At 37.0% G+C, this 26,949-nt stretch carries 24 protein-coding genes; 10 read left to right on the top strand and 14 right to left on the bottom strand.

Annotated features, from left to right (window positions below):
- Positions 1–11: 11 nt before the first annotated feature.
- Complete coding sequence (locus BMW64_RS11225) at positions 12–1,700, top strand: DUF6909 family protein (RefSeq protein ID WP_090000053.1); 1,689 nt, start codon at positions 12–14, stop codon at positions 1,698–1,700.
- A gap of 58 nt (positions 1,701–1,758) precedes the next feature.
- On the opposite strand, the gene BMW64_RS11220 is transcribed toward BMW64_RS11225, so the two are convergent.
- The 5 genes from BMW64_RS11220 to BMW64_RS11200 all read right to left on the bottom strand — a co-directional run bounded on the left by BMW64_RS11220 (position 1,759) and on the right by BMW64_RS11200 (position 6,436).
- Positions 1,759–3,954: a peptidase domain-containing ABC transporter gene (locus tag BMW64_RS11220; protein WP_090000052.1), complete on the bottom strand. Its 2,196-nt coding sequence runs from the start codon at positions 3,952–3,954 to the stop codon at positions 1,759–1,761.
- The gene (gwsS, locus tag BMW64_RS11215) at positions 3,955–4,962 is read right to left on the bottom strand and encodes a grasp-with-spasm system SPASM domain peptide maturase (protein WP_090000051.1); all 1,008 of its coding nucleotides are present in this window, start codon (positions 4,960–4,962) and stop codon (positions 3,955–3,957) included.
- Positions 4,949–5,161 carry a hypothetical protein gene (locus tag BMW64_RS11210; protein ID WP_090000050.1) on the bottom strand — a complete coding sequence of 71 codons (213 nt, stop codon included), beginning with the start codon at positions 5,159–5,161 and terminating at the stop codon, positions 4,949–4,951. The genes gwsS and BMW64_RS11210 overlap by 14 nt, the downstream gene beginning before the upstream one ends.
- Positions 5,130–6,146 (bottom strand): ATP-grasp domain-containing protein, encoded by a 1,017-nt coding sequence (locus tag BMW64_RS11205; RefSeq protein WP_090000049.1) that lies wholly within the window; start codon positions 6,144–6,146, stop codon positions 5,130–5,132. The genes BMW64_RS11210 and BMW64_RS11205 overlap by 32 nt, the downstream gene beginning before the upstream one ends.
- 77 nt (positions 6,147–6,223) lie before the next feature.
- The gene (locus BMW64_RS11200; protein WP_090000048.1) at positions 6,224–6,436 is read right to left on the bottom strand and encodes a hypothetical protein; all 213 of its coding nucleotides are present in this window, start codon (positions 6,434–6,436) and stop codon (positions 6,224–6,226) included.
- Positions 6,437–6,613: 177 nt separating this feature from the next.
- Between BMW64_RS11200 and BMW64_RS11195 the strand changes: the two genes are divergently transcribed.
- The 4 genes from BMW64_RS11195 (at position 6,614) to BMW64_RS11180 (ending at position 10,895) form a co-directional block, all read left to right on the top strand.
- Positions 6,614–7,447, top strand: coding sequence for a GLPGLI family protein (locus BMW64_RS11195; RefSeq protein WP_090000047.1), 834 nt, complete (start codon positions 6,614–6,616; stop codon positions 7,445–7,447).
- A 45-nt stretch (positions 7,448–7,492) separates the two neighbouring features.
- Entirely contained in the window at positions 7,493–7,960 is a 468-nt protein-coding gene (locus BMW64_RS11190; RefSeq protein WP_090000046.1) for a DinB family protein, read from the top strand.
- Between the two features lie 208 nt (positions 7,961–8,168).
- Positions 8,169–10,010, top strand: a complete 1,842-nt coding sequence (locus BMW64_RS11185; protein WP_090000045.1) for a M1 family metallopeptidase — start codon at positions 8,169–8,171, stop codon at positions 10,008–10,010.
- 126 nt (positions 10,011–10,136) lie between these two features.
- Positions 10,137–10,895, top strand: a complete 759-nt coding sequence (locus BMW64_RS11180) for a type III pantothenate kinase (protein WP_090000044.1) — start codon at positions 10,137–10,139, stop codon at positions 10,893–10,895.
- A 79-nt stretch (positions 10,896–10,974) separates the two neighbouring features.
- Here BMW64_RS11180 and BMW64_RS11175 read toward each other — a convergent pair whose 3' ends face one another.
- The 7 genes from BMW64_RS11175 to BMW64_RS11150 all read right to left on the bottom strand — a co-directional run bounded on the left by BMW64_RS11175 (position 10,975) and on the right by BMW64_RS11150 (position 16,175).
- Complete coding sequence (locus BMW64_RS11175; RefSeq protein WP_090000043.1) at positions 10,975–11,406, bottom strand: nucleoside deaminase; 432 nt, start codon at positions 11,404–11,406, stop codon at positions 10,975–10,977.
- 48 nt (positions 11,407–11,454) lie between these two features.
- Positions 11,455–11,880: an energy transducer TonB gene (locus BMW64_RS11170; protein ID WP_228400914.1), complete on the bottom strand. Its 426-nt coding sequence runs from the start codon at positions 11,878–11,880 to the stop codon at positions 11,455–11,457.
- Between the two features lie 249 nt (positions 11,881–12,129).
- A complete protein-coding gene (locus BMW64_RS11165) occupies positions 12,130–13,050 on the bottom strand; it encodes a helix-turn-helix transcriptional regulator (RefSeq protein WP_090000041.1) in 921 nt (306 codons plus the stop codon).
- 129 nt (positions 13,051–13,179) lie between these two features.
- The gene (locus BMW64_RS20670) at positions 13,180–13,347 is read right to left on the bottom strand and encodes a hypothetical protein (RefSeq protein WP_177175272.1); all 168 of its coding nucleotides are present in this window, start codon (positions 13,345–13,347) and stop codon (positions 13,180–13,182) included.
- 185 nt (positions 13,348–13,532) lie between these two features.
- On the bottom strand, positions 13,533–14,570 hold the full coding sequence (locus BMW64_RS11160; protein WP_090000040.1) for a patatin-like phospholipase family protein: 1,038 nt from the start codon (positions 14,568–14,570) through the stop codon (positions 13,533–13,535).
- Positions 14,571–14,755: 185 nt separating this feature from the next.
- Positions 14,756–15,256 carry a M15 family metallopeptidase gene (locus BMW64_RS11155; protein ID WP_090000039.1) on the bottom strand — a complete coding sequence of 167 codons (501 nt, stop codon included), beginning with the start codon at positions 15,254–15,256 and terminating at the stop codon, positions 14,756–14,758.
- A gap of 148 nt (positions 15,257–15,404) precedes the next feature.
- A complete protein-coding gene (locus tag BMW64_RS11150; RefSeq protein ID WP_090000038.1) occupies positions 15,405–16,175 on the bottom strand; it encodes an XRE family transcriptional regulator in 771 nt (256 codons plus the stop codon).
- A gap of 61 nt (positions 16,176–16,236) precedes the next feature.
- On the opposite strand from BMW64_RS11150, the gene dinB reads away from it, so the two are divergent.
- Both dinB and BMW64_RS11140 read left to right on the top strand, forming a co-directional pair.
- Positions 16,237–17,397 (top strand): DNA polymerase IV, encoded by a 1,161-nt coding sequence (gene dinB, locus BMW64_RS11145; RefSeq protein WP_090000037.1) that lies wholly within the window; start codon positions 16,237–16,239, stop codon positions 17,395–17,397.
- Between the two features lie 10 nt (positions 17,398–17,407).
- Positions 17,408–20,473: a DNA polymerase III subunit alpha gene (locus BMW64_RS11140; RefSeq protein WP_090000036.1), complete on the top strand. Its 3,066-nt coding sequence runs from the start codon at positions 17,408–17,410 to the stop codon at positions 20,471–20,473.
- Positions 20,474–20,646: 173 nt separating this feature from the next.
- On the opposite strand, the gene BMW64_RS11135 is transcribed toward BMW64_RS11140, so the two are convergent.
- Positions 20,647–21,789: a serine hydrolase domain-containing protein gene (locus BMW64_RS11135; RefSeq protein ID WP_090000035.1), complete on the bottom strand. Its 1,143-nt coding sequence runs from the start codon at positions 21,787–21,789 to the stop codon at positions 20,647–20,649.
- A 102-nt stretch (positions 21,790–21,891) separates the two neighbouring features.
- Complete coding sequence (locus tag BMW64_RS11130) at positions 21,892–23,433, bottom strand: glycine--tRNA ligase (protein WP_090000034.1); 1,542 nt, start codon at positions 23,431–23,433, stop codon at positions 21,892–21,894.
- A gap of 434 nt (positions 23,434–23,867) precedes the next feature.
- On the opposite strand from BMW64_RS11130, the gene BMW64_RS11125 reads away from it, so the two are divergent.
- The 3 genes from BMW64_RS11125 (at position 23,868) to BMW64_RS11115 (ending at position 26,907) form a co-directional block, all read left to right on the top strand.
- Positions 23,868–24,923: an alpha/beta hydrolase gene (locus BMW64_RS11125; protein ID WP_090000033.1), complete on the top strand. Its 1,056-nt coding sequence runs from the start codon at positions 23,868–23,870 to the stop codon at positions 24,921–24,923.
- 24 nt (positions 24,924–24,947) lie between these two features.
- Complete coding sequence (locus BMW64_RS11120; RefSeq protein WP_090000032.1) at positions 24,948–25,643, top strand: pseudouridine synthase; 696 nt, start codon at positions 24,948–24,950, stop codon at positions 25,641–25,643.
- Positions 25,644–25,869: 226 nt separating this feature from the next.
- Positions 25,870–26,907, top strand: coding sequence for a quinone-dependent dihydroorotate dehydrogenase (locus tag BMW64_RS11115; RefSeq protein WP_090000031.1), 1,038 nt, complete (start codon positions 25,870–25,872; stop codon positions 26,905–26,907).
- The last annotated feature ends 42 nt before the right edge of the window (positions 26,908–26,949 follow it).

Below are 26,949 nucleotides of genomic sequence, written 5' to 3'. Positions count from 1 at the left end.
AAATTTATTTTATGACAAATTCTAGAGCAAGAGAAACAACGGAAGCAATTGAAAGATTGTATATTTCTATGAGACACCTCTTTTACAGAGGTTTTTTTAAACCTGCCGGTGTTTCGGGGGAGACGATCAGAAGTTTGTTAAAAATTATCAATCCGGAAATTTATGGAAGCATGAATATTCCAAGCAAGCTTGAGCTCAACGGGCTGATGTATGTGCTCGACAGGCTTCCGGAAGGAATTGAAGAATGTGCTTTTATTCATCTTACATCGGATGAAGGGTTTGATAAAGGAAGTTTCGAACCGATTGTTCCCAAAAAGAGAAGAAGAAACTGTTACAGAATTGATGAACACCAGATGAATATTGAAGTTCTTCTGGGGCGTTCTGAAATTTATGACATTCTTACGCATTTAACGTTCTTATTTATAGAAGCGGATAAAGTGAGAAATTTAGCCTTCATTCAGGATGAAAACTGGAAGCCGACGCGAGCTTTCAAAATTATTGAAGAGGTGGTGAAAGGTGAAAAGAAATTCAGCAGAAAGGAAAAAGAAGTAGCGCTTATCCATCTTTCTTCTTTAATAGGAAGAACTTTTGATGAAACTTTAAATGCATATAATACATTCGGGGACGACAATAATCCGGACCGTCTGTTTAAAATTATTTATAATCTGGCGAAAGTCAGCCTGGAAGATGCAAAGCAAACCAGAGAGCGCGAGATTCATTTCAGTTCGATACTCAGAGAAAGGGTAGGACATCACTATTTTGGTGAAAAATGGGCTCATAAGGTGAAAGAAGTATTGTACGAAAATGATCTTCATATGCGCCCGCTTCATATTATTTCGGCCAATATGCATTCGGTGAAAAATATGCTTTACGCCAATGAAGCCCTGAAGAAAAAAGATTATAAGGTAGATTACAAGCTGTACGGTGAAATTTCCGATAAAAAAGAACTTCGCGACAAAGTTTCTAAGTACGCTTTGGAACAGGGAATGATCTATATTAATGATAAAAGCGGAAGCAATATTGATGTTCAGATCATTGACCTCAGCAAAACAGATCTTAAGAATACACCTTTCCAGGATATTAAATTTGGAGGAGATGATGTGATCATGGTTTTTGATTATGCATTCGGCGAACAGGCTTTTGAGGTAATGGATGAGTTGCTAAGACCTTTCGAGCATAAAGGAGAAGTATATATGATGAAAGTGAAATCTGTTTCCATTATGGGTAAAGCAGGAATCTTAGCGGGTGGAAAAGGCGATATCATGATCCCAACCTCTCATATCTTTGAAGGTACAGCAGATAATTATCCTTTTGAAAATGCCTTAAAACTGGAAGATTTTAAAGACGACGAATTGAAGGCTTTTGAAGGACCGATGATTACCGTTTTGGGAACCTCGCTTCAAAACAGAGATATTCTTTCTTATTTTATGAATACTTCCTGGAAAGCGATCGGACTTGAAATGGAAGGAGCCCACTACCAGAAAGCAATTCAGGTGGCTTCAAAGATCAGGCATCATATCACGCCGGATCTGTTTGTCATGTATGCTTATTATGCATCTGATAATCCGCTGGAAACGGGAAGTACGCTTTCTTCAGGAGGCTTGGGGCTTACAGGAGTAAAACCTACTTATCTGATTACCCTTAGAATCCTGGAAAAGATCTTACAAAGCGGAAAGAAAGAAATTTCTACTAAAAAATAATTTTAATTTCAATTAAGAACTTAATCCTTCAAGATTTCAAATCCTGGAGGATTTTTATTTAGCTTCCGAGTTCCAATTGGTTCCTGACTAATCTGTAATATTCACCTTTAAGTCTGACTAATTCCTCATGATTTCCTTCTTCTACAACTTTCCCTGAATCAAGAACAATAATATTATCTGCAGATTTTACCGTAGATAATCTATGCGCAATGATAACTGCAGTTCTGTCCTTGAAAAAATCTTGCAGATTTTCCACAATGTCCTTTTCTGTATTAGCATCTAGTGCGCTGGTGGCTTCATCAAATAAAATAAATTCCGGAACCTTATACAATGCACGGGCTATCAGTATTCTTTGTTTCTGGCCTCCGCTTAAAGGAAGGCCCTCATTTCCGATTTTAGTTTTATAACCTAATGGAAGGCTTTCTATGAAGCTTTTGATATTAGCTATATTGATAGAATTCATAAGCCTTTGTTTGTCAATATGTTCATCTCCTATCGTTATATTTTTTTCAATGGAATCATTGAAAATAAAACCTTCCTGCAAAACCACTCCACAATATTGTCTCCATAATTTTGGAGGGATTCTATTGAGATTTTCATTTCCTATGGTTATTTTTCCTTCATTAGGTTCATAAAATTTCATCAGAAGCTTCATGAGTGTTGTTTTTCCACTGCCACTTGCTCCTACAATAGCTGTAGTTTTTTTATAAGGTATATGTAAAGTCAGATTTTCGAATACAAAATTACTTGAACCCGTATATCTGAAACTAATATTTTTTACTTCAATATCTTTATTTCCGGAAGGGAATATAATGTCTGGACTGCCATTTTCTTCATTATCTTTAAGGTGTATTTCTTCCAGCCGTTCCATAGATATTTTTGTGTCTTGAAATTCACGAATAAAATTTATAAGCTGAATAAGGGGTCCGTTTAATTGTCCTGTAATATATTGTACGGATAGCATCATACCTAAGGTCATGCTTCCATCCAGCACCAATTTTGCGGCAAGAAAACTCGTAAGAATATCTTTAGTCTGGTAAATAAAGGTACCTCCGACATATTGCCAATTTTCCAGTAAAACAGATTCTTTTTTAAGTTTAAAAAGTTTGATCTGCAAAAATTGCCAATTCCAGCGTTTCTGTATTTCTGCATTTTTTAGCTTTATGTCCTGCATTCCATTGATGAGTTCAATTACTTTACTGCTTTCTGTTGAGAGCTGGGCAAAACGTTTGTAATCCAATTCTCTTCTTTTTCTCAGAAAAATGGTAATCCAGGCCAGGTAAAGAATTGATCCGGCTGTATAAAGCATGAATAATCTGTAATTATACAAACAAAGAACTATGCTGAAAATCACCAGGCTGATAATAGAAAATAAAGTGTTGAGAGAAGATCCCGTAAGTAATTTTTCTATTCGATGATGATCATGTATCCTTTGCATGATGTCTCCTGTAAGTCTGGTATCAAAAAAACTTAGTGGAAGGCTCATTAACTTTGCGAAAAAATCCGAAATAAATGAAATACTTACCCTGGTGGAAAGATGAAGCAGGATCCAGCTTCTTGTTATTTCAATACCGGTATTGCCAGCAAAGAGCATTATTTGAGCGATAAGAATAAGATATATAAAATTGATGTCACGGTTTTGCAATCCCACATCAATGATGCTCTGAAAAAGAAATGGCAATATTAAAGATAAAATGCTCCCTGCTAATAAGCCTAAAATTAACTGAAGTATTAACGATTTATATATAAAAAGATATTTTAGCAAAAATGAAAAATTCATTTTCTTATCAGATACTTCGAATTTAGTTTCGAAGAAATCTGGTGTTGTTTCTAATAATATTGCAATGCCTTCCTGTGTGTGCACATCTGCATTATTACCGATCCAGTTTTTGATGAATTCTTTATGAGAATAGTTGATAAGGCCGAATGCAGGATCACTTATTTTTACTTTATTTTTAGAAATTTCGTAAACAACAACAAAGTGATTTTTATTCCAGTACAAAATGCATGGCAGAGGTATTTCTTCTGATAAAATGGTAAAATTTATTTTAACATTTAATACCTCAAATCCCATCTTTTCTGCAGCTGTGCTGATTCCCAGTACGCTGCTTCCATCACGAGTTGTTTCGGAAAAATCACGAATAGCCTGCAATGGGATGTGTCTACCATAATATTTACTGATTATCTGTAAACAGGTAGGACCGCAATCCTTTGCGCCGGGTTGGATATAATTTGGAAATTTTTTAAAATACATTTATTTATAAAGAATAGGCTTTTCGGAAAACCACTTTCCTTCATAAGGATCATATGAACACTTTAATGGCTTGGAATAATCAATGTCGTTAATAATTTCATCCTGTTGTGTATATGCTCTACAGTCTGTGCAGATGTAACGGAATTCACAATCTTTGCAAATCTCAATATCATCCTTTTTTACGTCCCAGTATTTTTTTAAAGATGGCATTCCAGATGCTTTACTCAAAGAAATTTCCGAGATATTTCCAAAGCTTTCCTTCATCGAAGGGCAATTTTTTATTTCGCCATTAATATCGATAGACAGCTTTTTGTTGAGACAGGAATTAAACTTCTGAGAAGTAAGAAATGTTCTTTGATTTGGCATAAACAGGCTTTCACTGATGATACCACACTGCTCACATGAAGATAGTTTTGAAGTTGTAAATAAAATGGAGCTTCCTTCTGCTTTCTTTGCTTCCGGAGAGTTCATTACTATTATTCTTGAAATGATATTGTTTTTCTGGTATAGGTCGGCATAGGCTTCTTGTGTTATCAGCTGTTCATTATAATTTATTATAATTTCAATACTTGAAATTCCTATTGCACGGATATTGTTGATAGAGTGATATAAATTATCAACAGTGCAATCTCCATATATTCTAAATTGTATGGCTTCGCAGAAAATATCAATCTTTTCTGTTTTATAGTTTAGATCTTCGCCGTTAGCTGCATCTATTATAATATCCTCTATTTCATAAGGTAAAATGAATTCAGTATTCACTTCAGAAATGTTTTCTTTCTGTTGTGTCTGATATATAAATTTATTTTTTTCTAAGAAATTAAGAAGCTCCTGAAAGTATGGATCCGAAGAATATGGATTGTTTTGTGCAGGTATATTCTTCTGAGATAAAATTTCAAAATATTCGGTAGGAAAAGAAAAATAAATTCCACGTTCGAGATCCGTAATAATCGAGTAAGTAAAACCTTTTGTAATATGACAGCAGGCATAAAAATTAATATAGCTCATATATTTTGGAAATAAGCTTTTCAGATTCTTTTCTGGGCAAATTGTACTGTTTGAAGAACGGACTCACCGGTTGTTTATTTACTTTTACAACATCTTCCTTTTCCTTATGTATAAAAATGTCACATTCGTAATAAGCAACGGGTATCAAGCCCTTACATACGAGGGTATCAACAGATTTCTCTAATTCTTTTTTCTTCATTTTTTATCTGGTCTTCTTTTATCATATATTCAACGATTTCCTTTTCAAAATTTAAATTGGCTCTGTGGGAATATCCGGAAATCTGCCCCACAGGATTTACTTCAAGGAAATAAAAATTACCGCTCTCATCCTGAATAAGATCGAGACACCCTATATTTAAGTTAATTTCAGTCATAAATTTTACAATCGATGAGCTTACATCAACGGGAAGACTGCTCTGGACCAGCCTTATTTCCTCTTTAGTCTCTTTTGATTTATCTGATCTTCTGGAATCTATAACAGAAAAATCATTTTCCTGGGTCAGAAGCTCTACACAATAACATTTTTTATTAAAATAAAGAACTCTGTATTCCTTTTTCTTGGCAATATATCTTTGAAAAAGTGAGAGCATAAAATGATCCGGCAACAAATCAATAAGCTCTTCCGTAACCACTTTTGTATAAATAGGATTTACAGCATAAGAATCTTCTGTATAGCTTAATGTAAAATTTCCGATCGCTTTAGTGATTATTTTTTTATGAAATGAAACAAAATCTTTAAGCTTCTCTTTAGAATTAGTGATCAGATATTCAGGAATCAGGAGGCCACATTTTTTTGCCAGCGATAAATTTGAGATTTTATTGACATAAAAGTTTTCAAGATTGGGAATCCAGAGCGCATTTTTAAATTCGTGAAAAAAGGAATCCCTGAATTCATACAATTCCCGGCTAATGTTTCTCTTTAAATCCCTTGCAAAAATATCATCATTGATGATATGGGGGATTTCTGCTGAAACAAGCCACCTTCTGTTAAACACAATATTTACTTCTTTACTGAGATTTATACCATTTACAAGTAATCCTTCAGATGTATATTCTACGGCTTCCTCTCCTTTTATAATGCTTTCTGCAGAGAGTACCATATAATCTGCCTTGTAAAAATGCAGCCATTCTACAAATCTGGGATGCGAATAATCGCCGGCTTCACTGGTTAAAATAAGAATCATCTATATGTTAGTTTTTGGTATAAAGAATAAAAGACTGTAAAATACAGTCTTTTATAGTACACAGAAATCTTCCTGTATTAGTTGGTACCTAACTTCTTTTTAGGCTTTGATGGAATTTCTACAACAACAGGTTCGTAATCGAAGTCTGGTTCACCGTTTCCATTATCAGGATATTCGTTCTCTGTATACCCTGTTTCGATCATTACCGTGGTAGATGTTCCTCCTTTCATTGTTGAAAGAGGTGATTTTTTGATTTCAAAATCTTTGAATGACTTAATAGTTTTTTTCATGGATTTAAAATTTATGATTATAAATGTATCTCAAATATATAAATAAAAATTAAAAAATACACACAAAAGTGATTTTTTTACTAATTAAATAAATTGTACTTATGTAAGTTAGTTTCATTTTTTTATTGTTTTAGATCTCTGATAAATGAAAAATTACATAATATTTATATAGATTATATGAACAGAATACTTCCGGTTTTTATTTTTTTGATCATTTGTACCTCTTTGAATTCCCAGACGATGAGGTTTCTTTACAATTATCAGTTTAAATCAGATTCATTGCACAGGGAAAAACAGGCCAGCGAAACTATGGCTTTGGATGTTAGTCCTGAAAATGGTTCAGAATTTTATAGCTATAAGAAATATCAACAGGATTCAATCTCGAAAAGTGGAGGCAATAGTACCTATGAAACTGTAGATAGGGCTAAAGTGAAATTTTTTGTGACAAAAAAGTATCCGGACTATGCTTCAGTTTTATACACCAGCATCGGACCTACAGCAGTGAATATGAGCAGTAACAAAAAACTTGAGTGGAATATACTCCCCGATAAAGATTCCCTGGAAGGATATCCTGTACAAAAAGCCATTCTTAACTTTCAGGGACGCCGCTGGACAGCTTGGTTTACACCTGAAATACAAATTCAGGATGGGCCTTACAGATTTTACGGACTGCCAGGATTAATTTTAAAAATTGAAGATCAAAAAGCAGATCATATTTTTACACTGATCGGAATTAAAAAAATGGGCACAGAAAAAATTAGTACCTCAAATTTTATCAATAGAAAAAGTATTGAGGTTAATGAGCAACAATTTTCAAAACTCTGGAAGAATCATAAAAAAGATCCGGCCAGGGATTACAGGATGAAATATTCTGGTCCCTCATCAGGTGGAAATCTTAATGTTGGAGGGCAAATTATTTCTAAAAGAGAAATCATTAAGAAGTACGAAGAGCAGGCACTGGAGAAGATTAAGTCAGAAAACAATTTTATCGAACTCGAAATGTATAAATAGTAATATTTTATAGTTGCTTATTGTTATCTTTAAAAAAATAAACAAATGAGTACAACTTTACAATTAGCCAAAAGATTCAGAGAAGTGTTGCTGGATGGTTTGTGGATTGCCAACACAAATTTTAAAGATCAGCTGTCAGATGTAAGCTGGGAACATGCCACAACTAAAATAGGCTCCTTAAATACAATTGCGATGCTTACTTTTCATATTGATTATTACATTGCCGGACTGATTAATGTTTTTGAAGGCGGTGATTTGGAAATAAGGGATAAATATAGTTTTGATCTCCCTGCGGTTAAATCTCAGGAACAATGGGAAACACTTGTAAATAAACTTTTCAGTGATGCCGAAAAATTCGCAAGCTTACTAGAACAGATGCCCGATGCAAAAATGAATGAATCTTTTGTAGACGAAAAATACGGAACTTATCTTAGAAATATTGACGGAATGATTGAGCATTGCTATTATCATTTGGGACAGATTACTTTAATCAAAAAGCTGTTGATAAATTAGCACCATATTTCTAAATCTGTGCGAAAACGCCAAGGATTGTTAAAATTAATTTTATACAAATCTGTGGTAAGCATTTAACAAAATTACTGTAGTGAATTTAACCTTTACCATAAAATTAATCTAAAACTACAGTACATAAAAAGCCTCATCATACCACGTGTTGAGGTTTTTACTTAAAATACATACCTTTAGAAAAATAAAATTTTAAATGAAAAAATCGGTTGCAATCCTGTTTGCGTTTATCATTTCACAATTTCACGCCCAGCAGGGGCCTTATTATCAGCAGAGTGCAAAATATAAAATGGATATTGATGTAAATGCTGAAAAATTCACTTACGAAGGCAAACAGACTTTAGACTACAAAAATAACTCACCGGACGAGCTGAATGTAGTATATTTTCATTTGTACTGGAATGCTTTTAAACCTAATTCTATGATGGATCAAAGAGTTGCCGGACAAGGAAAAAACGGTGATTCAAGATTGCAGAAAGATGGGATTTCAAGGCTGGCTTCCATTCCAAAAGACCAGGAAGGCGCACAGAATATTCACTGGATCAAACAAAATGGGAAAACCCTGAAATTTGAAGTGCAGGAAACCGTGATGAAAGTATACCTGGAAGAACCAATTAAACCAAATTCATCTACGACATTTACCCTTGAATGGGACGCTGTCATTCCTCAACAGATCAGAAGAAGCGGAAGAAATAATAAGGAAGGGGTGGATATGACCATGACCCAATGGTATCCAAAAATCGCAGAATATGACTATGACGGCTGGGCGACTTTCGATTATATCGGAAGAGAGTTTCATGCGCCATTTGCAGACTTTGATGTGACCATTAAAATTAACAAAGATTATGTGATCGGAGCGGGTGGAATTCTTGAAAATCCTTCAGAAGTGAAGGGTTATGATGCAAATGCCAAAATTAAAGCCGAAAAAAATAAAGCTACCTGGAAATGGTCGGCAAAAAATATTCTCGATTTTGCCTGGGCAGCCGATAAAGATTATATTGTAAAAAGCTTCGACGTTCCCCAAGGACCAAAAGTTTTCCTGGTATATCAAAACAACGACAAAACAAAAGTTTGGGAAGAGGCACAGCCATATCTTACAAAATATTATCAGTTGATGAATGCTCACTTTGGGAAGTATGTTTATCCTACCTACGCATTTATTCAGGGTGGTGACGGCGGAATGGAATATGGAATGTGTACCATGATTCTTGGAGAAGCTAAAAATATAGAAGGATTAATGGGATTAATGGCCCACGAAGGCGCACACTCCTGGTATCAGCAGATGCTTGCTTCCAATGAGCCTATGCGTCCATGGATGGATGAAGGATTTACGAGTTATGCGGAAGCATATGTCATGAATCAATTGTTTCCGCCTGCAAAAGAGCTTCCTAATCCTTTTGTAAAGTCAATTGATGGTTATAGAAATTTTATTAAAAAAGGAATTGAAGAACCGGCTGTCTGGCTTGGCGATCACCACGACAACGGAACTTCTTATACGTACGCTTCTTATGTAAAAGGAGAATTGTATCTGGTGGAATTAGGATACATTATGGGCGAGCAAAACCTTGCTGAAACATTGAAGCAATATTATGATCAGTGGGCATTAAAGCATCCTTCCGACAGGGATTTTCTACATATTGCGCAGCAGGTTTCAGGAATGGATCTGAAATGGTTTCATCACTACTGGATCAACACAACAAAGACTATCGATTATGGAATCAAGGATGTAAATTACGGTGAAAAATCAACGACCATTACATTGGTAAATAACGGTCAGGTCCCGATGCCTATAGATTTCAGTGTGATCACAAAAGATAATAAGCTTATTAATTATCAGATCCCGATGAATATGACCCATGCCTGGAAAGAAAAAGATATCTACGGTGAGTTCAAAACAATGCCTTACTGGCCATGGACTCAAAAAGAATATACCATCACCGTGCCTTACAGCAAATCTCAATTAGCAGCGTTAGTCATTGACCTGAGTCAGAGACTGGCAGATGTGAATCTTGAGGATAATGTTGTTGAAGTGAAATAATTAATTAAATCAAAAATCCCTAAAGAGCTGCTCTTTGGGGATTTTTTGATGGATGCATTTTTCGCTTACATTAAAATTATTAAATTTAAGGCCTTAAATAATAAGATTCCATTTTACCATAAATAAATGAATTCAATTGTAATCAATATAGGAAACAGCAATATCAGATTTGGCCTTTTTAATGATGACAACTGTGATATTTCCTGGGTGATCAATACAAAACCTTACAGAACGACAGATGAGCTGTATGTGCAGATGATGATGCTGTACCAGACCTATAAAATAGAGCCAAAAGAAATTAATAAAGTGATTATTGGTTCGGTAGTCCCTCAGCTTACAAAAGTTATGAGTGCGGCTATACGGAAAATTCACGATCTAAATCCTGTAATTGTCGACAGAAATACACCGTCCGGAGTTCAGGCAAAATCTAAGCAGATGGGAACGGATATTTATGCCAATCTTGTGGCGGCCCACAATATGTATCCGGATAGGAAAAAGATTGTTCTGGATTTTGGAACTGCTCTTACAGCAAGCTGTGTCGCAGAAAACGGTGAAACATTAGGCGTAATTATCGCTCCGGGAATTGTGACGGCCCTGAATTCCCTGATCAGCCAAACGGCCCAGCTTCCGGAAATTGAACTGGTAAAACCGAAAACAGTTCTTGGGCTGGACACTGTAACCTGCATGCAAAGTGGAATGGTTTATGGTTTTCTCGGAATGGTAGAAGGTTTTATCGACAGGATCAATGACGAGGTAGAAGACAATTGTTTTGTTGTGGCTACCGGCGGCGTGTCACATATATACAAACCATTAACAGACAAGATTCATGTAATGGACAGGCTTCATACGCTAAAGGGGCTTTACTTTCTAGGAAAAGATTTGTAGAATGAGGTTAAGGTGAAGGCTGAGTATTTGTTTGCTCGATTCAGATGCAAGTTATCTGAACCTCATCCTCAACCTTTAATTACCTCTTTGACTTAAAAAATTCTTTAACGATGGAAGAACACTCATTTTCCATAATTCCTGTTACGATTTCTGTTTTAGGATGCAGCGAAAGATGTTTGTTGATAAAGCCACGCTGTTCATCTCTTGCGCCAATTACAACTTTTGAAATCTGTGCCCAAGACAGTGCTCCGGAACACATCACACAGGGTTCCAGCGTTACATAAAGTGTGCAGTCTTTTAAATACTTTCCACCAAGAAAATTGGCTGCAGAAGTGATGGCCTGCATTTCTGCATGGGCAGTAACATCATTTAATGTTTCGGTGAGATTGTGGGCCCTTGCTATAATACGATTATTGGATACCACGACACAGCCAATCGGCACTTCATCCTTTTCAAGAGCAAGTTCGGCTTCGCTAAGCGCCATTTTCATAAAATATTCGTCGGTAAACATTTAATTAAAATTTAAATTAAGAGGAGTTTGGAACCTAATCTTAGAAAATTATTCAATATTCATTGTTAGAGGAAGCCGGAAACGATATCGTACCGGACTGCCATTGACGATGGCGGGAGAGAACTTCTGCGAAACAGAATACAGGGCAATTTCGGCCTGCCGGTTAAAGGTGAAATTATTTCCCTGTGCCTCAACATTTGTGATTGTGCCATCCCTTTCTACGATAAAGGCTACATCGGCTTTAATGGTTTTAACTTCAGAATATACACCCCCGAGATAAAAAAGTCCGGCAACTTCTTTTCTAAGCTCATTAATTCCTCCGGGATAATCTGCCGCTTTATCGATGGCTGGAGACGAGGTAACAGCAGTTTTATCGTCAGTATTTTTCTTTATTATATTGAGTCTGGACAGATCTTCCAGATTTTTTGTTTTAAGTAAAACCGCAGTCAGTGCTACATTTTCTATACTGTCCATTTTTTGCATAAACAGCAAATAATCATTTTTTATCGAAGCTTTATTAAAGTTATCTGTTTCGGCATCAAATTTTTTCTTGAACTCGTTGCCCAGCATAGATCGGTGCTGGTTATAATATTGTTTAACAAGTCTGAAGTCTTCCGTTTGCTGTGAGAAGCAAAAGGAGAAAATTAAACAAAAAAGATATGAAAACAGGACTTTCACTTTGATATATTTAATGTAAATGTACTCAAAAAATCCTTTAGATGGTTAGCCTTTCAAATAGCTGTTTAATGATTCTTGAAGGTGCTTACGGATTTCATCAACTAAAACTTTAGGTTCCAAAACCTGTACTTCCTTTCCATAAGATAAAACTTCCTGCATAAAATCATAGGTAGGATGAAGAAAAAACTCGAAAAATATTTCTTCGGGCGTTTCTTTTATTTCTTTTTGTGACTGGTGAAGAGGAAAGCTTTTAATATATTCTCCCTGATGTCTGCTGCATTTCAGAACAATTCTTTGGGGATTCTGAGCAGTGAGATTCATAACGCCGAAAGCATTTTTAAAATGTTCCCTGAAATTATATTTATATTTTTCCCTGAACTGTTTCTCGCTCACATCAAGATAATTAATCCTGTCCAAACCAAAAGATTTCAGCATTTTATCTTTGGTATCAATCGCGATGAGGTACCATCTGTCTTTAGATTCCTTGAGTGCTAATGGATGAACTTTTCGGGAAGTCATCAGCTTGTTTTTATAATTATAATGTTCGAAAGAAATAATTCTTTTATTTCGAATGGCAAAGAAAAGATCATAAAAATGTTCAACACCGGTCGGCTTACGGCTTTCAAAAAAAATAAAATCTGAAAAATCCGGATGAAAATTCAGGGCATTGCTTACCTGAAAAGATTCCAGTAATTTCTGGTTGTATTCATCGACTTCCATAATTGGGCGGCTTTCAATATAATATCGGTTGTCACCCTTTTTTTTGTTGTGAATGGACAGGTTAAAAAGATTGGAAATTTCACGAATATCTCTCTGCAAAGTACGGATCGAATAGCTTTTGATTTCTGCATCCTGAAATTCAAAAGAATTAAGCAGATAATCCTCCAGCTGTGAATAAGTCGCCGGAGAGCTTTCCAATCTTTTGATGATCAAGGCATATCTTGTCAGGTAAAAGTCTTTTTTCATTATTAAAAGTTTCTCCCACAAATATATGTGCTTAATGCGACAAAAGGTGTCGTGTTTTATTTTTGTGGATAAGTTTTAAAGATTTGATTTCTTAATTCTTTATACTTATGACAACATACTACATCATACTTATATTTCCTCTTCAAAAATATCATTTTTAAAATCTTCTCTGAAGAAATTTTCAATATCATTCAGGCAATTTTCATAATCTATTTCTGTGTTTTCGATATCGGTCCAATCGATGGTGTAAAGATCCTCATCAAAAACACTCTCTGAACTGTGATTTGGTGTTTCCATTAGATTTAGTTTGATTTAATAGTCAGATTAAATGTTGAGTACTTTTTATTTGATGTTTTCATGGTTATTAGTTTCTGATTCAAAGATATACTCGTGTAGCGACAGAACTTGACGTAATAAAATTAAAATTTGAAATTGAATTATAAGTTTTTTAGCTTATTTATACTTATTATAAGCGAAAAAGCTTATATCTTGTTTTTTATTAGTTTTTGAACAATTTGATTAAGCATATCTCGGTTATCATCGATATAGCACAGGCCGGCCTGTATGAGATTCTCAATATTGGATCTTCTTACATTATCCATTGCCGGAGAAGCATTTTTCAATGATGGATTGAGACGATAATAATTTTTCTGGTTTCTTTGTCCTAACGTTTGAAACATCTGACAAAGCTGATAATCTACCGTTTCTGCATTTGCCGACATTAAAATATCGATAATTGGATTTACCCAGCTTATTTTTCCGGCTTTTTCCAGCTTTTTAAAAGAGTAGGATCTTGCTTCAATGCCTGTTCCGATGGAAATCATGATCATATCATTCACCACAGGATGATTGGCCTTCTGATGATTTTTCAACACTTCCGCAAAAGGAATTTTTCTCGCTTCCGCATAGGCACAAAGCGAAGGGTTATTGGCAAACATTCCACCATCAATCAGGCTGAATATTTGTCCGTACATTGATTTAATCTGAACTGGTGAAAAGTAGGTCGGTGCAGCTGAAGTGGCCCTGCACACATCTTTTACATAAAAATTGTCTGTAATGAGACTCGCTTTCCATGAGTTGAATAATTTGGCTCTTCGGTTTTCGATATCATAGCTTGTTATTAAACAAGGTTTTATCAGTTCTTTTAATTCTAAATTTCCAAAAAAGTCATTCAGATTTTTTTCAAGGGCTTCCTGGGATATTTTTTCATTAATCAATCCGAAAGGGTTAATCAGTCTTTCCCAAAAAGAAACCTGAAATATGTCGCCACCTTTTTCCGCATATAGTTCCAGCCCTTTCTGGATGGAATATTTTGCTTTCCGGTGTTCGTCGGGACATAGAATGATAGACGCAATCAGGCCTCCTGTACTGCTTCCGGCTACAAAGTCGAAATAATCACCGAGTTTAGCGCCCGGCTTATCATGAATCTGCAGCTGCTCTTCTATGTAGCGCAGAATAATGCAGGTGATGATACCCCTGATTCCGCCCCCGTCCAAAGAAAGAATGGTTGTCTTTTTCATTTGATTTTACTTTTTTTGGAGAAATCCCTGACAACATTAGACAACTAAAACCAATAGATTCCGGAAGAAATATCTATTGGTTTTAATTTTTTATAGAGATTGTTTTGGTGTTTCTCTAAAGCAAAAGTAGGGCGGGAAAGCGACAGAACTTGTCGTATTAAAATAATTTTTCAAACAATGGAGATTTAAAATACCACATAATCATCTTTATCTCTTTTCATTTTGATGAGTGTTCTCCAGCTTGTTGTAATTGTCCCTTTTTGAGCAGAAACAGATTTTTTCTCGAAGTGAGGAAGGTCTTTAAAAGTTTTCCAGTTGCCACCCCAGTTCCATCCGTATTTGGCAAAAATTTTCACACATTCATACCAGTCGGCAACCTGATCATTGTCCCAGTCTTTTACGGTGTCCCAGCTGGCTGCTTTGCCATCTATGATCAGGCAGATGTCAACAGACAGTCCGTAATTGTGGATGCTTTGTCCGGCTTTGGCATTGGTCACTTTTTTTCCGGAAGTAATTCTCCCGATCGCATACAGTTTTTCCTGTTCTTCAAAGCTTCTCAAGCCTTGCGTAATTCTTACTTTTGCTCTTCCGGTTAAGGCTTCGTCGCAGTCTTTAATAATCTGTTTTACCTCCTCCCTTACCAGGGGATGAAGTTTTTCAATTCTCTGTAATGTTACTTTATCCATATCAATAATTTTAAAGTTTGGAAAACAAAATTATAGCGCATAGGCGACAAAACTTGACGTTTTTATTAATTAATAAATGTAATACTAAGAACTAAACGAGAATATAAAATCGGTGACCAACTATTGATATGTGGATTTAGCATAATTGTTACCTTGAAATTTTCCTTTCCAGCTCCCGGATCTCTTTTCTCAATTCCAAAAACATATCTTTCACCGGGTAACTTTCGAAATTATCCGGCTCAAAATCCTCAGGAAAAATACCTGATGCATACTGCCAGATCTCCACAATTTCCCCCAGCGGAATATCATAAGGCTTGTAGAATGAATTATCAGCAGCCACCGTTATTGATTTTTTCTTTTTAGCTTTAAACCTTTTATAGGAAATCCCGTCATTCAGTGTGACAAAGACATAACTTTTATTGGGTTTTAAATGCTCAATATCTTCAACATATTTTCCGATGATGTACGAGCCGTCTTTAAACGGCGGCATCGAATCCCCTTTGGCAGGAAAAGCCCTGTATTTTCCGTTGACCAGAAAAGGAAGGGAAATTCTCTGTAAACTTTCAATATATTCAGGATCGCTGTAACCGGACAGATAGCCCATCGATGCTTTTTGCGGAACGATCTCAATGCTGTTGTTTCCCAGTTTATCTACTACTACCGGAAGAACAATCCTATTGTCCGGAAGCTTTAATATTTCTTCCAGCGGGTATTTCCTGATATCTACTGATACGAGAAGATCAATGCTTACATTAAAAAACTTTGAAATCTTCACCAATACTTCAATCGGCGGTTCCGATCGGCCGTCTTCGTAAGAAACATACCGCGACCGGGTGATAATTAAAGTATCCGCCAAATCCTGCTGGGTAATCATTTTCTTACCTCTTAAAAACCTGATGTTATCTGAAAAAACTGACATTGTTATAATTTGTAACAACAAAAATACAAATTTTGTTTAAAAACGTAACTAATTTTGTGGTGTGGATCGAGCGATTGTACATATGGACCTGGATGCATTCTTTGTATCCTGTGAAAGGCTTAATAATTCTAAGCTTCATGGCATTCCTCTTATTATAGGAGGCGGTGACCGTGGAGTAGTTGCGTCATGTTCTTATGAGGCTCGACAATTCGGAGTACGCTCTGCCATGCCGATCCGGATGGCGCTGAGGCTTTGTCCTGAGGCAAAGATTATTAAAGGCGATTATGAGTTGTATTCCAATTTATCCCACACCGTGACGGATATTATTCAGGGGAAAGTTCCTGTCATGGAAAAGGCGAGCATCGACGAATTTTACCTTGACCTTTCCGGGATGGACAAATTTTTCGGCTGCTACCAGTGGACACAGGAAATCGTTTCTACTATAAAAAAAGAAACCGGACTTCCCATAAGCTTTGCCCTGTCTGCTAACAAGACCGTTTCCAAAATAGGAACCGGAGAAGCCAAGCCTGCCGGAAAGATGGAAATCCGACAAACGGAGATCCGCCCATTTTTAAATCCTCTTTCCATCAGGAAGATTCCGATGGTTGGCGATAAAACTTTTCAGCTTCTCTCCAGAGTGGGTATTCGCACGATTCGTACGTTGTCTGAGATGCCTGTTTTGGTACTTCAGCAGATGATCGGGATCAGCGGAAAAGAATTGTGGAAAAAAGCCAATGGCATCGACGAAAACCCGGTAATTCCGTATTCCGAGCGCAAATCTATTTCTACGGAAAAGACATTTTCTACAGATACTATTGATGTTCCGGAGTTAAAAAGAATCCTCACCGGGATGTCGGAAAAGCTGGCCTATCAGCTACGGCAGGAAAAATGGCTTACATCAACGGTCGTTGTGAAGATCCGCTACGCCAATTTCGACACCGAAACCAAGCAGATTCGGGTAGCCTATACTTCGGCAGACCATACCTTGTCGAGAGTAGCCATTGAGTTATTCAATCGGCTGTATACCCGAAGGATGCGGATTCGACTGATTGGCCTACGATTTACTGATCTGGTTCACGGCAACCACCAGATGAACCTGTTTGAAGATACCGAAGAACAGATGAATTTATACCAGACCATGGATTACCTTAAAAACCGTTTCGGAGCAGATGCTGTTGGCAGAGCTTCGGGATTTGATTTCGAACACAAAACAACATTTTAATCTTTTTGCTATGTATCTCAATTGCCATTCTTTCCACAGCCTTCGCTACGGCACTCTTTCCGTAGAAGAACTCGTACAGAAAGCCCAAGCCCTGGATATTAAAACCCTGGTGCTTACCGACATCAATACCGTTACCGCCATTTATGGTTTTAAAAAACAATGTAACGATGCAGGAATAAAGCCCATTGCCGGAATGGAAATCAGGAAAGAAAACCGGTTGCTGTACATCGCAATCGCCCGGGAATTTTCCGGAATCGGAGAAGTGAACCGGATGATGACCGCACACAACTGCGACGGCGCAGAACTTTCGGAAACAGCTCCCGCTTTTGAAAACGTATTTGTGGTTTACCCATTGCAGAATATTCCGAAGCAACTTAAAGACAATGAATATATCGGCATCCGGGAAGAAGAGCTGAATTTCCTGGTACGGTCTGAACTAAAGAAGCATATGGACCGGATGGTAATTCTCCAGCCGGTAACCTTTATTTCCCAAAAAGAATACAATCTGCACATGATCCTAAGAGCGATTGATAACAATACATTGTTGTCCAAACTCTCCGAACATGATATTTGCCGCAAATCCGAATATTTTAAATCTGAAAGAGAACTGACCGAAGACTTTCAGTTTTATCCCGAAATTATTGAAAATACCCAAAAGCTTCTTGAGGCCTGCAGCTTTGAATTCGATTTTAAAAAAGTCCGAAACAAGCAGCATTATACCAAATCAAAAGCTGCCGACCTGAAGATGCTGACCAGGCTGGCGCATCTTGGACTTGAAAAAAGATATGGAGCCAATCATGAGGAAGCGAGGAAAAGAGTAGAAAGAGAACTGAAGGTGATTAATGAACGTAATTTCTGTTCTTATTTCCTGATCACCTGGGATATCGTACGTTACAGTAACCGTATGGGATTAATGCATGTGGGAAGGGGAAGCGGTGCAAATTCAATTGTAAGTTATTGCCTGGGGATTACCGACATCTGTCCGCTGGAACTGGATCTTTATTTTGAACGCTTTCTGAACCTGAACCGTAATTCCCCTCCCGATTTTGATGTCGACTGGAGCTGGCAGGACAGGGATACGATTTTGGAATATATATTTAAAAGATATGGGAAAGAACATGTTGCTTTTTGCGGAACGAATGTTCAGTTTAAATACAAATCCATTTTCCGGGAGGTAGGAAAAGTCTTCGGACTCCCCAAAGAAGAACTCGACAGCCTGGCGAATGATCCTATTGAAAAACATGACCGGAATTCCATCGTAAAGCATGTTCACCGCTATGGCGCTTTAATGGAAAAATTCCCGAACCAGCGCAGCATGCACGCCTGCGGAATCCTGATCTCCGAAGAACCGATTACCAATTTTACCGCACTGGAAATGCCGCCCAAAGGTTTTCCGATCGCTCAGTTCGATATGGATACGGCGGAAGACATGCGGCTTGAAAAATTAGACATCCTTTCCCAGCGCGGATTGGGTACGATAAATGATACAGTCGCACTCATTAAGAAAACCAGGGGAATTGATATTAATATCCGGGATACCCGAATTTCTAAAAATGAACAAAAATGCAATGAATACCTGGCCATAGGAAAAACCATCGGCTGTTTTTATATCGAATCTCCGGCGATGCGTGGATTGCTCAGAAGATTAAAATGTGACAATTACAGAATATTGGTCGCTGCTTCCTCTATTATCCGACCAGGCGTGGCTCAAAGCGGAATGATGCGGGAGTATATTTTCAGGCACAATCATCCGGATCAGTTCGAATATTTTCACCCTGTATTTGAAGAAAACCTGAAAGAGACTTACGGAATCATGGTTTACCAGGAAGACGTCATTAAAATTGCCCAGTATTTCGGAGGCGTATCCCTGGCAGATGCAGATACGCTCCGAAGGGCGATGAGCGGAAAGGGAAGATCCATAGAGAAACTGCAAAAAGTAAAGGCCAATTTTTTTGAAAAATGCCTGGACAAAGGACATTCCGAAGCACTCACGGCAGAAGCTTTCCGGCAGATTGAATCTTTCGCCGGCTACTCTTTCTGCAAGGCACACTCGGCTTCTTATGCGGTAGAAAGCTATCAGAGCCTGTATCTGAAAGTCTATTATCCATTGGAGTTTATGGTTTCAGTAATCAACAATCAAGGCGGATTTTACCGTACCGAAGTCTATATTCATGAAGCGAAAATGTCAGGTGGAAATATTCAGTTGCCCTGTATAAATTCAAGTGAAGTACAGACAACGCTTAAAGGAAATGATATTTATCTTGGATTCGGCCTGTTGGAAGGGCTCGAAACAAAAATAGTCAATAGAATGGTAGAAGAGCGTGAAAAAAACGGAAATTATACTTCTTTAGAAGATTTCATCAGGCGTATTGTTGCTGGGGTAGAAACCATTCAGAATTTGATCTTCATTGGTGCGTTCCGGTTTACCGGCAAACAAAAAAATGAATTGCTGGTAGAAGCCCGGATGCTGCTGGTCAATTTCAGACCTGAAAACCGTGGCATGACACTGATTGAAGAGCCTGTGCAGGAATTCCGACTTCCGGAGCTGAAAAGAGAACGTTTTGAAGATGCTTTTGATGAAATTGAAATCATCGGGTTCCCGATTTCATGTACCCCTTTCGACCTGTTGAAGACTCAATACCGGGGTTCGGTGTTTGTAAAAGATCTGGCAAAATACCATAAACAGCAGGTAAAAATGCTGGCTTACCTTATTTCCAGAAAGCATGTGCCGACGAAGAAAGGAGCGATGTATTTCGGAACCTGGATCGATGCCAACGGGGAATATTTTGACACCGCGCACTTTCCAGACAGCCTGAAGGAATACGATTTCCAGGGCGGAGGGTGCTACCTGCTGCTCGGAACTGTAGAAATTGATTATCATTTTCCTACCATTACCATCCACAAAATGGCAAAAATGCAGATGATTCCCGATCCGCGGTATTCTTCCGACCAGGAAAAAAATTACCAGGTGCATCATAAGATCCGGGAAGATGTAAGCATGACCTCACGGAAACCTTATCCACAGGCCCATGAAATCGGATTGCCGAGACAGAGGATTAATAGTGGGCTGAGGTAAAGTTTTATGTAAATAAAATTTGTACTTATTAAACTTATGAAAGGATAATAAAAATTAAGCTGGGTATCGTAGATTCAATGATTTAGAATATACAGTTCAAATTCCCCTCCGGATCGGAGGGGTGGCGAAAATTCAAAGAATTTTTGACGGGGTGGTTTTATGTGTTTTATAAATCATTCATTCCCGCTAAAAAACTTCACCGTTTCATTCACCAGAAATTTCACCTGATCCGGTCTTCCTCTATCATTTTTAGGAAGATTGTTGTAGCTTCCGGTTCTTACGATGACCATATTATGTTCCGGAATCATGATGATGTATTGTCCCTGCAAACCTAAAAAATAGTAATGTTTAATCGGATTATCATTATTAATCCAGAATCCCATTCCGTAGATCTCTTCAGATTTTTCTGTCGGCGTCCGCATCTGATTAATAAAATCAAGATTTAAAATCTGTTCGCCGTTTACCTTTCCATTGTTTAAGAATAATTGTCCCAGTTTTGCGAAATCACGCGTAGTTGAATGGATGCAGCAATACGTTTTTTCCATTCCGCTTTCGTCGGTGCTCCATTCTGCATCTTGTTCCATCCCAAGCGGGGTCCAGAATTTTTCTGATAAATAACTCGAAAGTGATTGGCTAACTGCTTTTCTTACAGCAAAACCTAAAAGCTGCGTAGAGCCACTCTGGTATTCGAATCTCTCTCCCGGATTTTGCTTGAATTTTCTCGAAAAGGTAGCGCCCATAAGACTTCTTCCATAATAGGCTTTTGCATTCGGAAGGAAAGGGTTTTTGTAATCTTCTTCCCAGTTGAGTCCGGATTCCATCTGAGCCAGATTTTTTAAGGTTAAATTTTCTGCAAATTCTTTGTCCTTAAATTCTCCAAAATAATAAGAAAACTTTTCATCGATACTTTTGATTTTTCCTTCTTCAATAGCTTTTCCTAACAGCATTACCGTAACAGCTTTTGCCATCGAAAAAGAATTGGTTTTTGAGAATTCGTTATAACCATTCCAATATTGTTCGTGTAGGATCTTTCCATTACGAATAACAAGAAAAGAAGCTGTATTAGAATGGATTAAATCTTCAACTATATTTTTCGGTAATTCGGTTTTGTTGTATTCAGGATCTTCCTCCCACGGAACGGGATTTCCGGCAGCAATTACATTATGGGAGAAAAATTTTCCATCATCAATATGGGCACTCATTTTTCCCTTAAGGTAGGTTTTTGAAATTCCGTTGAAAATATAGCTGTAGCCGAGGATATAAAAAAGCACTGCCGCAATGACAACGAATGTCAGAAAGTAAATAAGAATTGTCATAGAGATTGATCTTGAAACAAATTTAAAATAAATTTGACAAGAAGAACCAGAATGACAATTTATTATTGCAAAGAAAAAGCCCTGATTTCTCAAGGCTTCCATTTATATTTTAGAAAGTAAATTTCTGAAGTTTGTTTTTTCATCAATAATTCTTCTCAACTCTGAAACTGGAACTCTTTCCTGCTGCATCGTGTCTCTGTCTCTGATAGTCACCGTATGATCCGTTAATGAATCGTGGTCTATCGTGATGCAGTAAGGGGTACCGATCGCATCCTGTCTTCGGTAACGTTTTCCAATCGCATCTTTTTCTTCGTAGAATAAATTGAAATCATATTTAAGATCATTGAAGATTTTCTCTGCGTATTCTGCTAAACCGTCTTTCTTCATTAACGGAAGAATAGCCGCTTTAATTGGCGCTAAAGCTGGAGGTAATGATAAAACCGTTCTTTCTGAACCGTCTTCTAATGTTTCGTCTTTTAGGCAATGAGAGAAAATAGAAAGGAATAATCTGTCCAGACCAACAGATGTTTCCACCACATAAGGAACGTAATTTTCATTTCTTTCAGGATCAAAGAACTGAAGCTTTCTTCCTGAGAATTTTTCGTGCGCTTTTAAATCAAAATCTGTTCTTGAGTGAATTCCCTCCAATTCTTTAAAGCCGAATGGGAAATTAAATTCAATATCAGCCGCAGCATTCGCATAGTGTGCCAGTTTCTCATGATCATGGAATCTGTAGTTTTCATCACCCAAACCTAAAGCTAAGTGCCAGTTCAGACGCTTTTGTTTCCATTGTTCGTAAAATTCAAGCTCTGTTCCCGGGGCAACAAAAAACTGCATTTCCATCTGCTCAAATTCACGCATTCTGAAGATGAATTGTCTCGCTACGATCTCATTTCTGAATGCTTTTCCAATCTGTGCAATACCAAAAGGAAGTCTGTGACGGGATGTTTTCTGTACATTTAAAAAGTTAACAAAAATCCCCTGTGCGGTTTCCGGTCTTAAATACAAATCCATCGCAGAATCAGCAGAAGCACCCAATTTAGTTCCAAACATTAAGTTGAATTGTCTTACTTCCGTCCAGTTTTTAGAACCGGTATCAGGATCTGCAATTTCCAGTTCTTCAATTAACGCTTTTACATCTGCAAGGTCTTCATTTTCCAGAGATTTTGCCAGTCTTGAGAGAATAGCTTCTCTTTTGGCTCTGTATTCCAAAACTTTTGGATTTGTCACAACAAACTGTTCTTTATCAAAAGACTCTCCGAATCTCTTCGCTGCTTTTTCGATTTCCTTGTTCTCTTTATCTTCAATTTTAGCACAATAATCTTCCACTAAAACGTCTGCTCTGAAACGTTTTTTAGAATCTTTATTGTCAATCAATGGATCATTGAAAGCGTCTACGTGGCCCGATGCCTTCCATGTCGTAGGATGCATAAGAATCGCCGAATCAATACCCACAATATTTTCGTTAAGCTGTACCATTGCTTTCCACCAGTATTGCTTGATATTATTTTTGAGTTCGGCACCGTTCTGTCCATAATCATAAACAGCGGATAAACCATCGTAGATCTCACTCGAAGGGAAAATAAAACCATATTCTTTAGCGTGAGAAATCACTTTCTTGAAAACATCTTCTTGCTTTGCCATAATTTTTTAACGTCTGAATTTGCAAAAATAGTGAAAAAGCGGGAAGTTGGGAGAAGGAAGGGGAAGTTTTTACAGGACAGGTTGATAAGGAGCCGGGAACCTGCTTTCGCTACTCGCTTTTTCTATGATTTCGGCGCGGCGGCGGAGCCGCCGCGCTGAAATCATAGAAAAGAGCTCAGACATGCCGCTCAATCAGGGCTATGGATAAAGATTATATAAAACCTTACGGAGTTAAAAACAACAGCCCTACTAACTCTCAATAAATAACAGAAAAATGCTGTAAGAATTGTAAGTTCTATGAAATTTTGGATAAAATAAAAACTCTATCAAAACAATTTAAAATGTTAAATTTCATTCAATATTAATTATCCCAATATATTATTGTCTTAATTTGAGACAATTTACCGTAATTTGTCTCAGCTAAAGTTTTTACAATGAAAAAAGGAGGATTTATTATTTTAATTTATATCTTGCTGATCCAAAGTTTCCGGGCGCAGAACATTCCGGAAGGAAAGGTTGTTACCACATATATTACGGCCAAAACCTTACAGAATAAAGCCGGAGAAAATTCTAAACGCAGAGTTTCCGTTTATCTTCCGCCGGATTATGAAAAATCTTCCCAAAGGTATCCTGTTATTTATTTTTTACATGGCTTTTTCTGGAGTGACAGCCTGTTGGTCAACAGTGACCGGATTAATCATATTATTGACAGGGCCATTAATTCAAAAAAAATAAGGCCCTTCATTATGGTGATGCCGGATGAAAGCACAGTTTTTAAAGGGAGTTTTTATGCCAATTCAAAATCTTCGGGAAATTGGTCAGATTTTACGTCGGTTGAGCTGGTAAATTTTATTGATAAAAATTACAGAACCATTACAAATAAAGACAGTCGTGGCATTGCAGGTCATTCCATGGGAGGCAATGGTGCTTTACGAAATGCTATTCTTCATCCTGAGGTTTTTTCTTCGGTTTATGCGCTTTCTCCCGGAATTTTAGATGCACAATATTTTGCGCTTTCTGAGATAGATTTATACAAAAATATAAAGCAGATAAATGAAGTTAAAGATTTATCAAAACCTGAAAATGCAAGAGCAAACATTATTTTTGCCATTGCGAGAGCATACAACGGAAATGAAAATAAGCCTCCGTTTTTTGCAGATCTGCCGTTTTCGTTTGATGGTGATAGGTTAAAAATAAACCCTTCTGTTGTTGAAAAACTAAAGAAAAACTCAACTTCAGAATTGCCTTTTTCACATTACGAAAATCTTAAAAAATTAAAGGCTATAAAATTTGACTGGGGAAGAAATGATGAATTGAAGCACATTTCGCCAAGCTGCATGAATTTCAGCAAAACATTAGAAATGCTGAAAATAAGACATGAAGCTGAAGAATATATCGGAACGCATGGAAGTGAGGTCAGCAAAGAAAACGGACGAATAGAAAATCAGTTGTTGCCATTTTTCAATGCAAATTTAAAGTTTGAGGAATAAGTCAAAAACCTCTACTTTTGCCAAATGCTAGAAATTCTTTATCGCGACGAACATCTTATTGCCATCAACAAACCCAGCGGATTGCTGGTTCATAAATCTTTTTACTCAGGAGAGGCCGACACGTATGCGATTCAGGAATTGAAAAAGCAAATCGGACAAAAAGTTTTCCCTGTCCATCGATTAGACCGGAAAACTTCGGGCGTTTTATTGTTTACTTTAGACAGAGAAACGTTGAAAGCAATGAGTGAGCAGTTTGCAACAAGAGAAGTCGAAAAGAAATACATCGCCATTCTTCGTGGTTGGGCAAAAGAAGAAGAAACCATCGATTATGATTTAATTAACGAAAATGAAGTTAAGCAAAATGCCATTACTTACTATCGTCGCTTACAGACTTCGGAAATAGACTTGCCTTTTTTAAAACACCAGACTTCGAGATATTGTTTAGTAGAAGCAATTCCTGAAACAGGACGTTTCCATCAGTTGAGAAAGCATTTTAAACATATTTTGCATCCAATTTTAGGATGTCGTAAACATGGCTGCAATAAACAAAATAAACTGTGGCTGCAAACTTTTAATATCAACAAAATGACGCTTCATGCCCATCAATTGATTTTCAATCATCCGGTTTCTAACGAAAGAATTACTGTAAATGCCACTATAGATGATGAGTTCAAAAGAGTAGGAGATATTTTAAAACTGGATTTGAGTTCTTATTCTTAATGAAATACATATGCTTCGCGAAGTTTAAAACTTGCTTCTTCAAATCAACTTGTTGATTAATACTTTGTTTACTTAAAAATTAAACGGTTAATACTAAGACTTTGCGTTAAAATATCTCAAAAATTTTAGCTTTATAGATAACATATATAATACTTTTTCCCATAAAATATCATAGGCTAACCAAACATTAATTTTAAAATGAGTATTTTTGTAAAACTTTTTTTCAATGTACAAATCGCTCATTCGCCCCATACTTTTTAAATTTGATCCCGAGGAAGTTCATCACTTTACATTTTCTATGCTGAAGAATTTTGGATTTCTTACCAAATTATTTTTCCCAAAACCGATTGAAGATAAGCGTCTGGAAAGAGAAGTTTTCGGATTGAAATTTAAAAATCCCATTGGCTTGGCGGCCGGGTTTGATAAAAATGCGGTTTTATTTAATGAATTGGGAGACTTAGGTTTCGGATTTGTAGAAATTGGAACGGTTACCCCAAAAGCCCAGGCCGGAAATCCTAAGAAAAGGCTTTTCCGTCTCATCAAAGATGGCGGAATTATCAACAGAATGGGCTTTAATAATGACGGTCTTGAAGCAGCAATTGAAAAATTAAAAGGCAATAAAGGGAAAATCATCATCGGCGGAAACATCGGCAAAAATACCCAGACTGCCCCGGAAAATTACACTCAGGATTATCTGGAATGTTTTGATGGCCTTCATCCTTACGTTGATTATTTCGTACTGAATGTAAGTTGCCCGAATGTAGGAAGCCACGCCAAACTAGAAGATGTTGAATATCTTAGGGAATTAATCACAGAAGTTAAAAAAATCAATCAATCAAAGGCTATACAGAAACCGGTTTTGCTGAAAATAGCTCCGGATCTGAACAACAATCAGCTTGATGAAATTGTAGAGCTGATTGCAGAAACAAAAATCGACGGATTGATTGTTTCAAATACTTCTGTCAACAGGGAAGGGCTAAAGACTTCTCCTGAAGTATTGGCGCAGATCGGAAATGGCGGTCTTAGCGGGAAACCTATCAGAGAACGAAGTACAAAAATGATCAAATACCTTTCTGATAAAAGTAACCGTGCTTTCCCGATCATCGGAGTTGGTGGAATTCATTCCGCTAAAGATGCTCTTGAAAAACTGGATGCAGGGGCAAGTCTGGTTCAGTTATATACCGGTTTTATCTATGAAGGTCCTAAACTGATTAACGATATTAATAAAGAAATACTGACCAGAGCAAGCAGAATTTCGAGATAAAATATTTTAAGAAAAATAAAAGGAGAGTTCAGTAGAGCTCTC

Origin of the sequence: Chryseobacterium taichungense (assembly GCF_900109935.1) — a bacterium.
In the GTDB taxonomy this organism is placed as follows: Bacteria; Bacteroidota; Bacteroidia; order Flavobacteriales; family Weeksellaceae; genus Chryseobacterium; species Chryseobacterium taichungense.
Note: the sequence above shows the minus strand (reverse complement) of the source record. Positions and strands in the feature narration are given on the sequence as shown.

Coding starts and splice junctions, on each gene's coding strand:
- BMW64_RS11150 (WP_090000038.1), bottom strand. CDS start 16,175: ATGTCAGTTTTTTCAGATAACATCAGGTTTTTAAGAGGTAAGAAAATG.
- BMW64_RS11155 (WP_090000039.1), bottom strand. CDS start 15,256: ATGGATAAAGTAACATTACAGAGAATTGAAAAACTTCATCCCCTGGTA.
- gwsS (WP_090000051.1), bottom strand. CDS start 4,962: ATGAGCTATATTAATTTTTATGCCTGCTGTCATATTACAAAAGGTTTT.
- BMW64_RS11225 (WP_090000053.1), top strand. CDS start 12: ATGACAAATTCTAGAGCAAGAGAAACAACGGAAGCAATTGAAAGATTG.
- BMW64_RS11135 (WP_090000035.1), bottom strand. CDS start 21,789: ATGACAATTCTTATTTACTTTCTGACATTCGTTGTCATTGCGGCAGTG.
- BMW64_RS11180 (WP_090000044.1), top strand. CDS start 10,137: ATGAATTCAATTGTAATCAATATAGGAAACAGCAATATCAGATTTGGC.
- BMW64_RS11140 (WP_090000036.1), top strand. CDS start 17,408: ATGTATCTCAATTGCCATTCTTTCCACAGCCTTCGCTACGGCACTCTT.
- BMW64_RS11185 (WP_090000045.1), top strand. CDS start 8,169: ATGAAAAAATCGGTTGCAATCCTGTTTGCGTTTATCATTTCACAATTT.
- BMW64_RS11160 (WP_090000040.1), bottom strand. CDS start 14,570: ATGAAAAAGACAACCATTCTTTCTTTGGACGGGGGCGGAATCAGGGGT.
- BMW64_RS11125 (WP_090000033.1), top strand. CDS start 23,868: ATGAAAAAAGGAGGATTTATTATTTTAATTTATATCTTGCTGATCCAA.
- BMW64_RS11200 (WP_090000048.1), bottom strand. CDS start 6,436: ATGAAAAAAACTATTAAGTCATTCAAAGATTTTGAAATCAAAAAATCA.
- BMW64_RS11120 (WP_090000032.1), top strand. CDS start 24,948: ATGCTAGAAATTCTTTATCGCGACGAACATCTTATTGCCATCAACAAA.
- BMW64_RS11130 (WP_090000034.1), bottom strand. CDS start 23,433: ATGGCAAAGCAAGAAGATGTTTTCAAGAAAGTGATTTCTCACGCTAAA.
- BMW64_RS11115 (WP_090000031.1), top strand. CDS start 25,870: ATGTACAAATCGCTCATTCGCCCCATACTTTTTAAATTTGATCCCGAG.
- BMW64_RS11205 (WP_090000049.1), bottom strand. CDS start 6,146: ATGATTCTTATTTTAACCAGTGAAGCCGGCGATTATTCGCATCCCAGA.
- BMW64_RS11220 (WP_090000052.1), bottom strand. CDS start 3,954: ATGTATTTTAAAAAATTTCCAAATTATATCCAACCCGGCGCAAAGGAT.
- BMW64_RS11170 (WP_228400914.1), bottom strand. CDS start 11,880: ATGGACAGTATAGAAAATGTAGCACTGACTGCGGTTTTACTTAAAACA.
- BMW64_RS11195 (WP_090000047.1), top strand. CDS start 6,614: ATGAACAGAATACTTCCGGTTTTTATTTTTTTGATCATTTGTACCTCT.
- BMW64_RS11175 (WP_090000043.1), bottom strand. CDS start 11,406: ATGTTTACCGACGAATATTTTATGAAAATGGCGCTTAGCGAAGCCGAA.
- BMW64_RS11165 (WP_090000041.1), bottom strand. CDS start 13,050: ATGAAAAAAGACTTTTACCTGACAAGATATGCCTTGATCATCAAAAGA.
- BMW64_RS20670 (WP_177175272.1), bottom strand. CDS start 13,347: ATGGAAACACCAAATCACAGTTCAGAGAGTGTTTTTGATGAGGATCTT.
- BMW64_RS11190 (WP_090000046.1), top strand. CDS start 7,493: ATGAGTACAACTTTACAATTAGCCAAAAGATTCAGAGAAGTGTTGCTG.
- BMW64_RS11210 (WP_090000050.1), bottom strand. CDS start 5,161: ATGAAGAAAAAAGAATTAGAGAAATCTGTTGATACCCTCGTATGTAAG.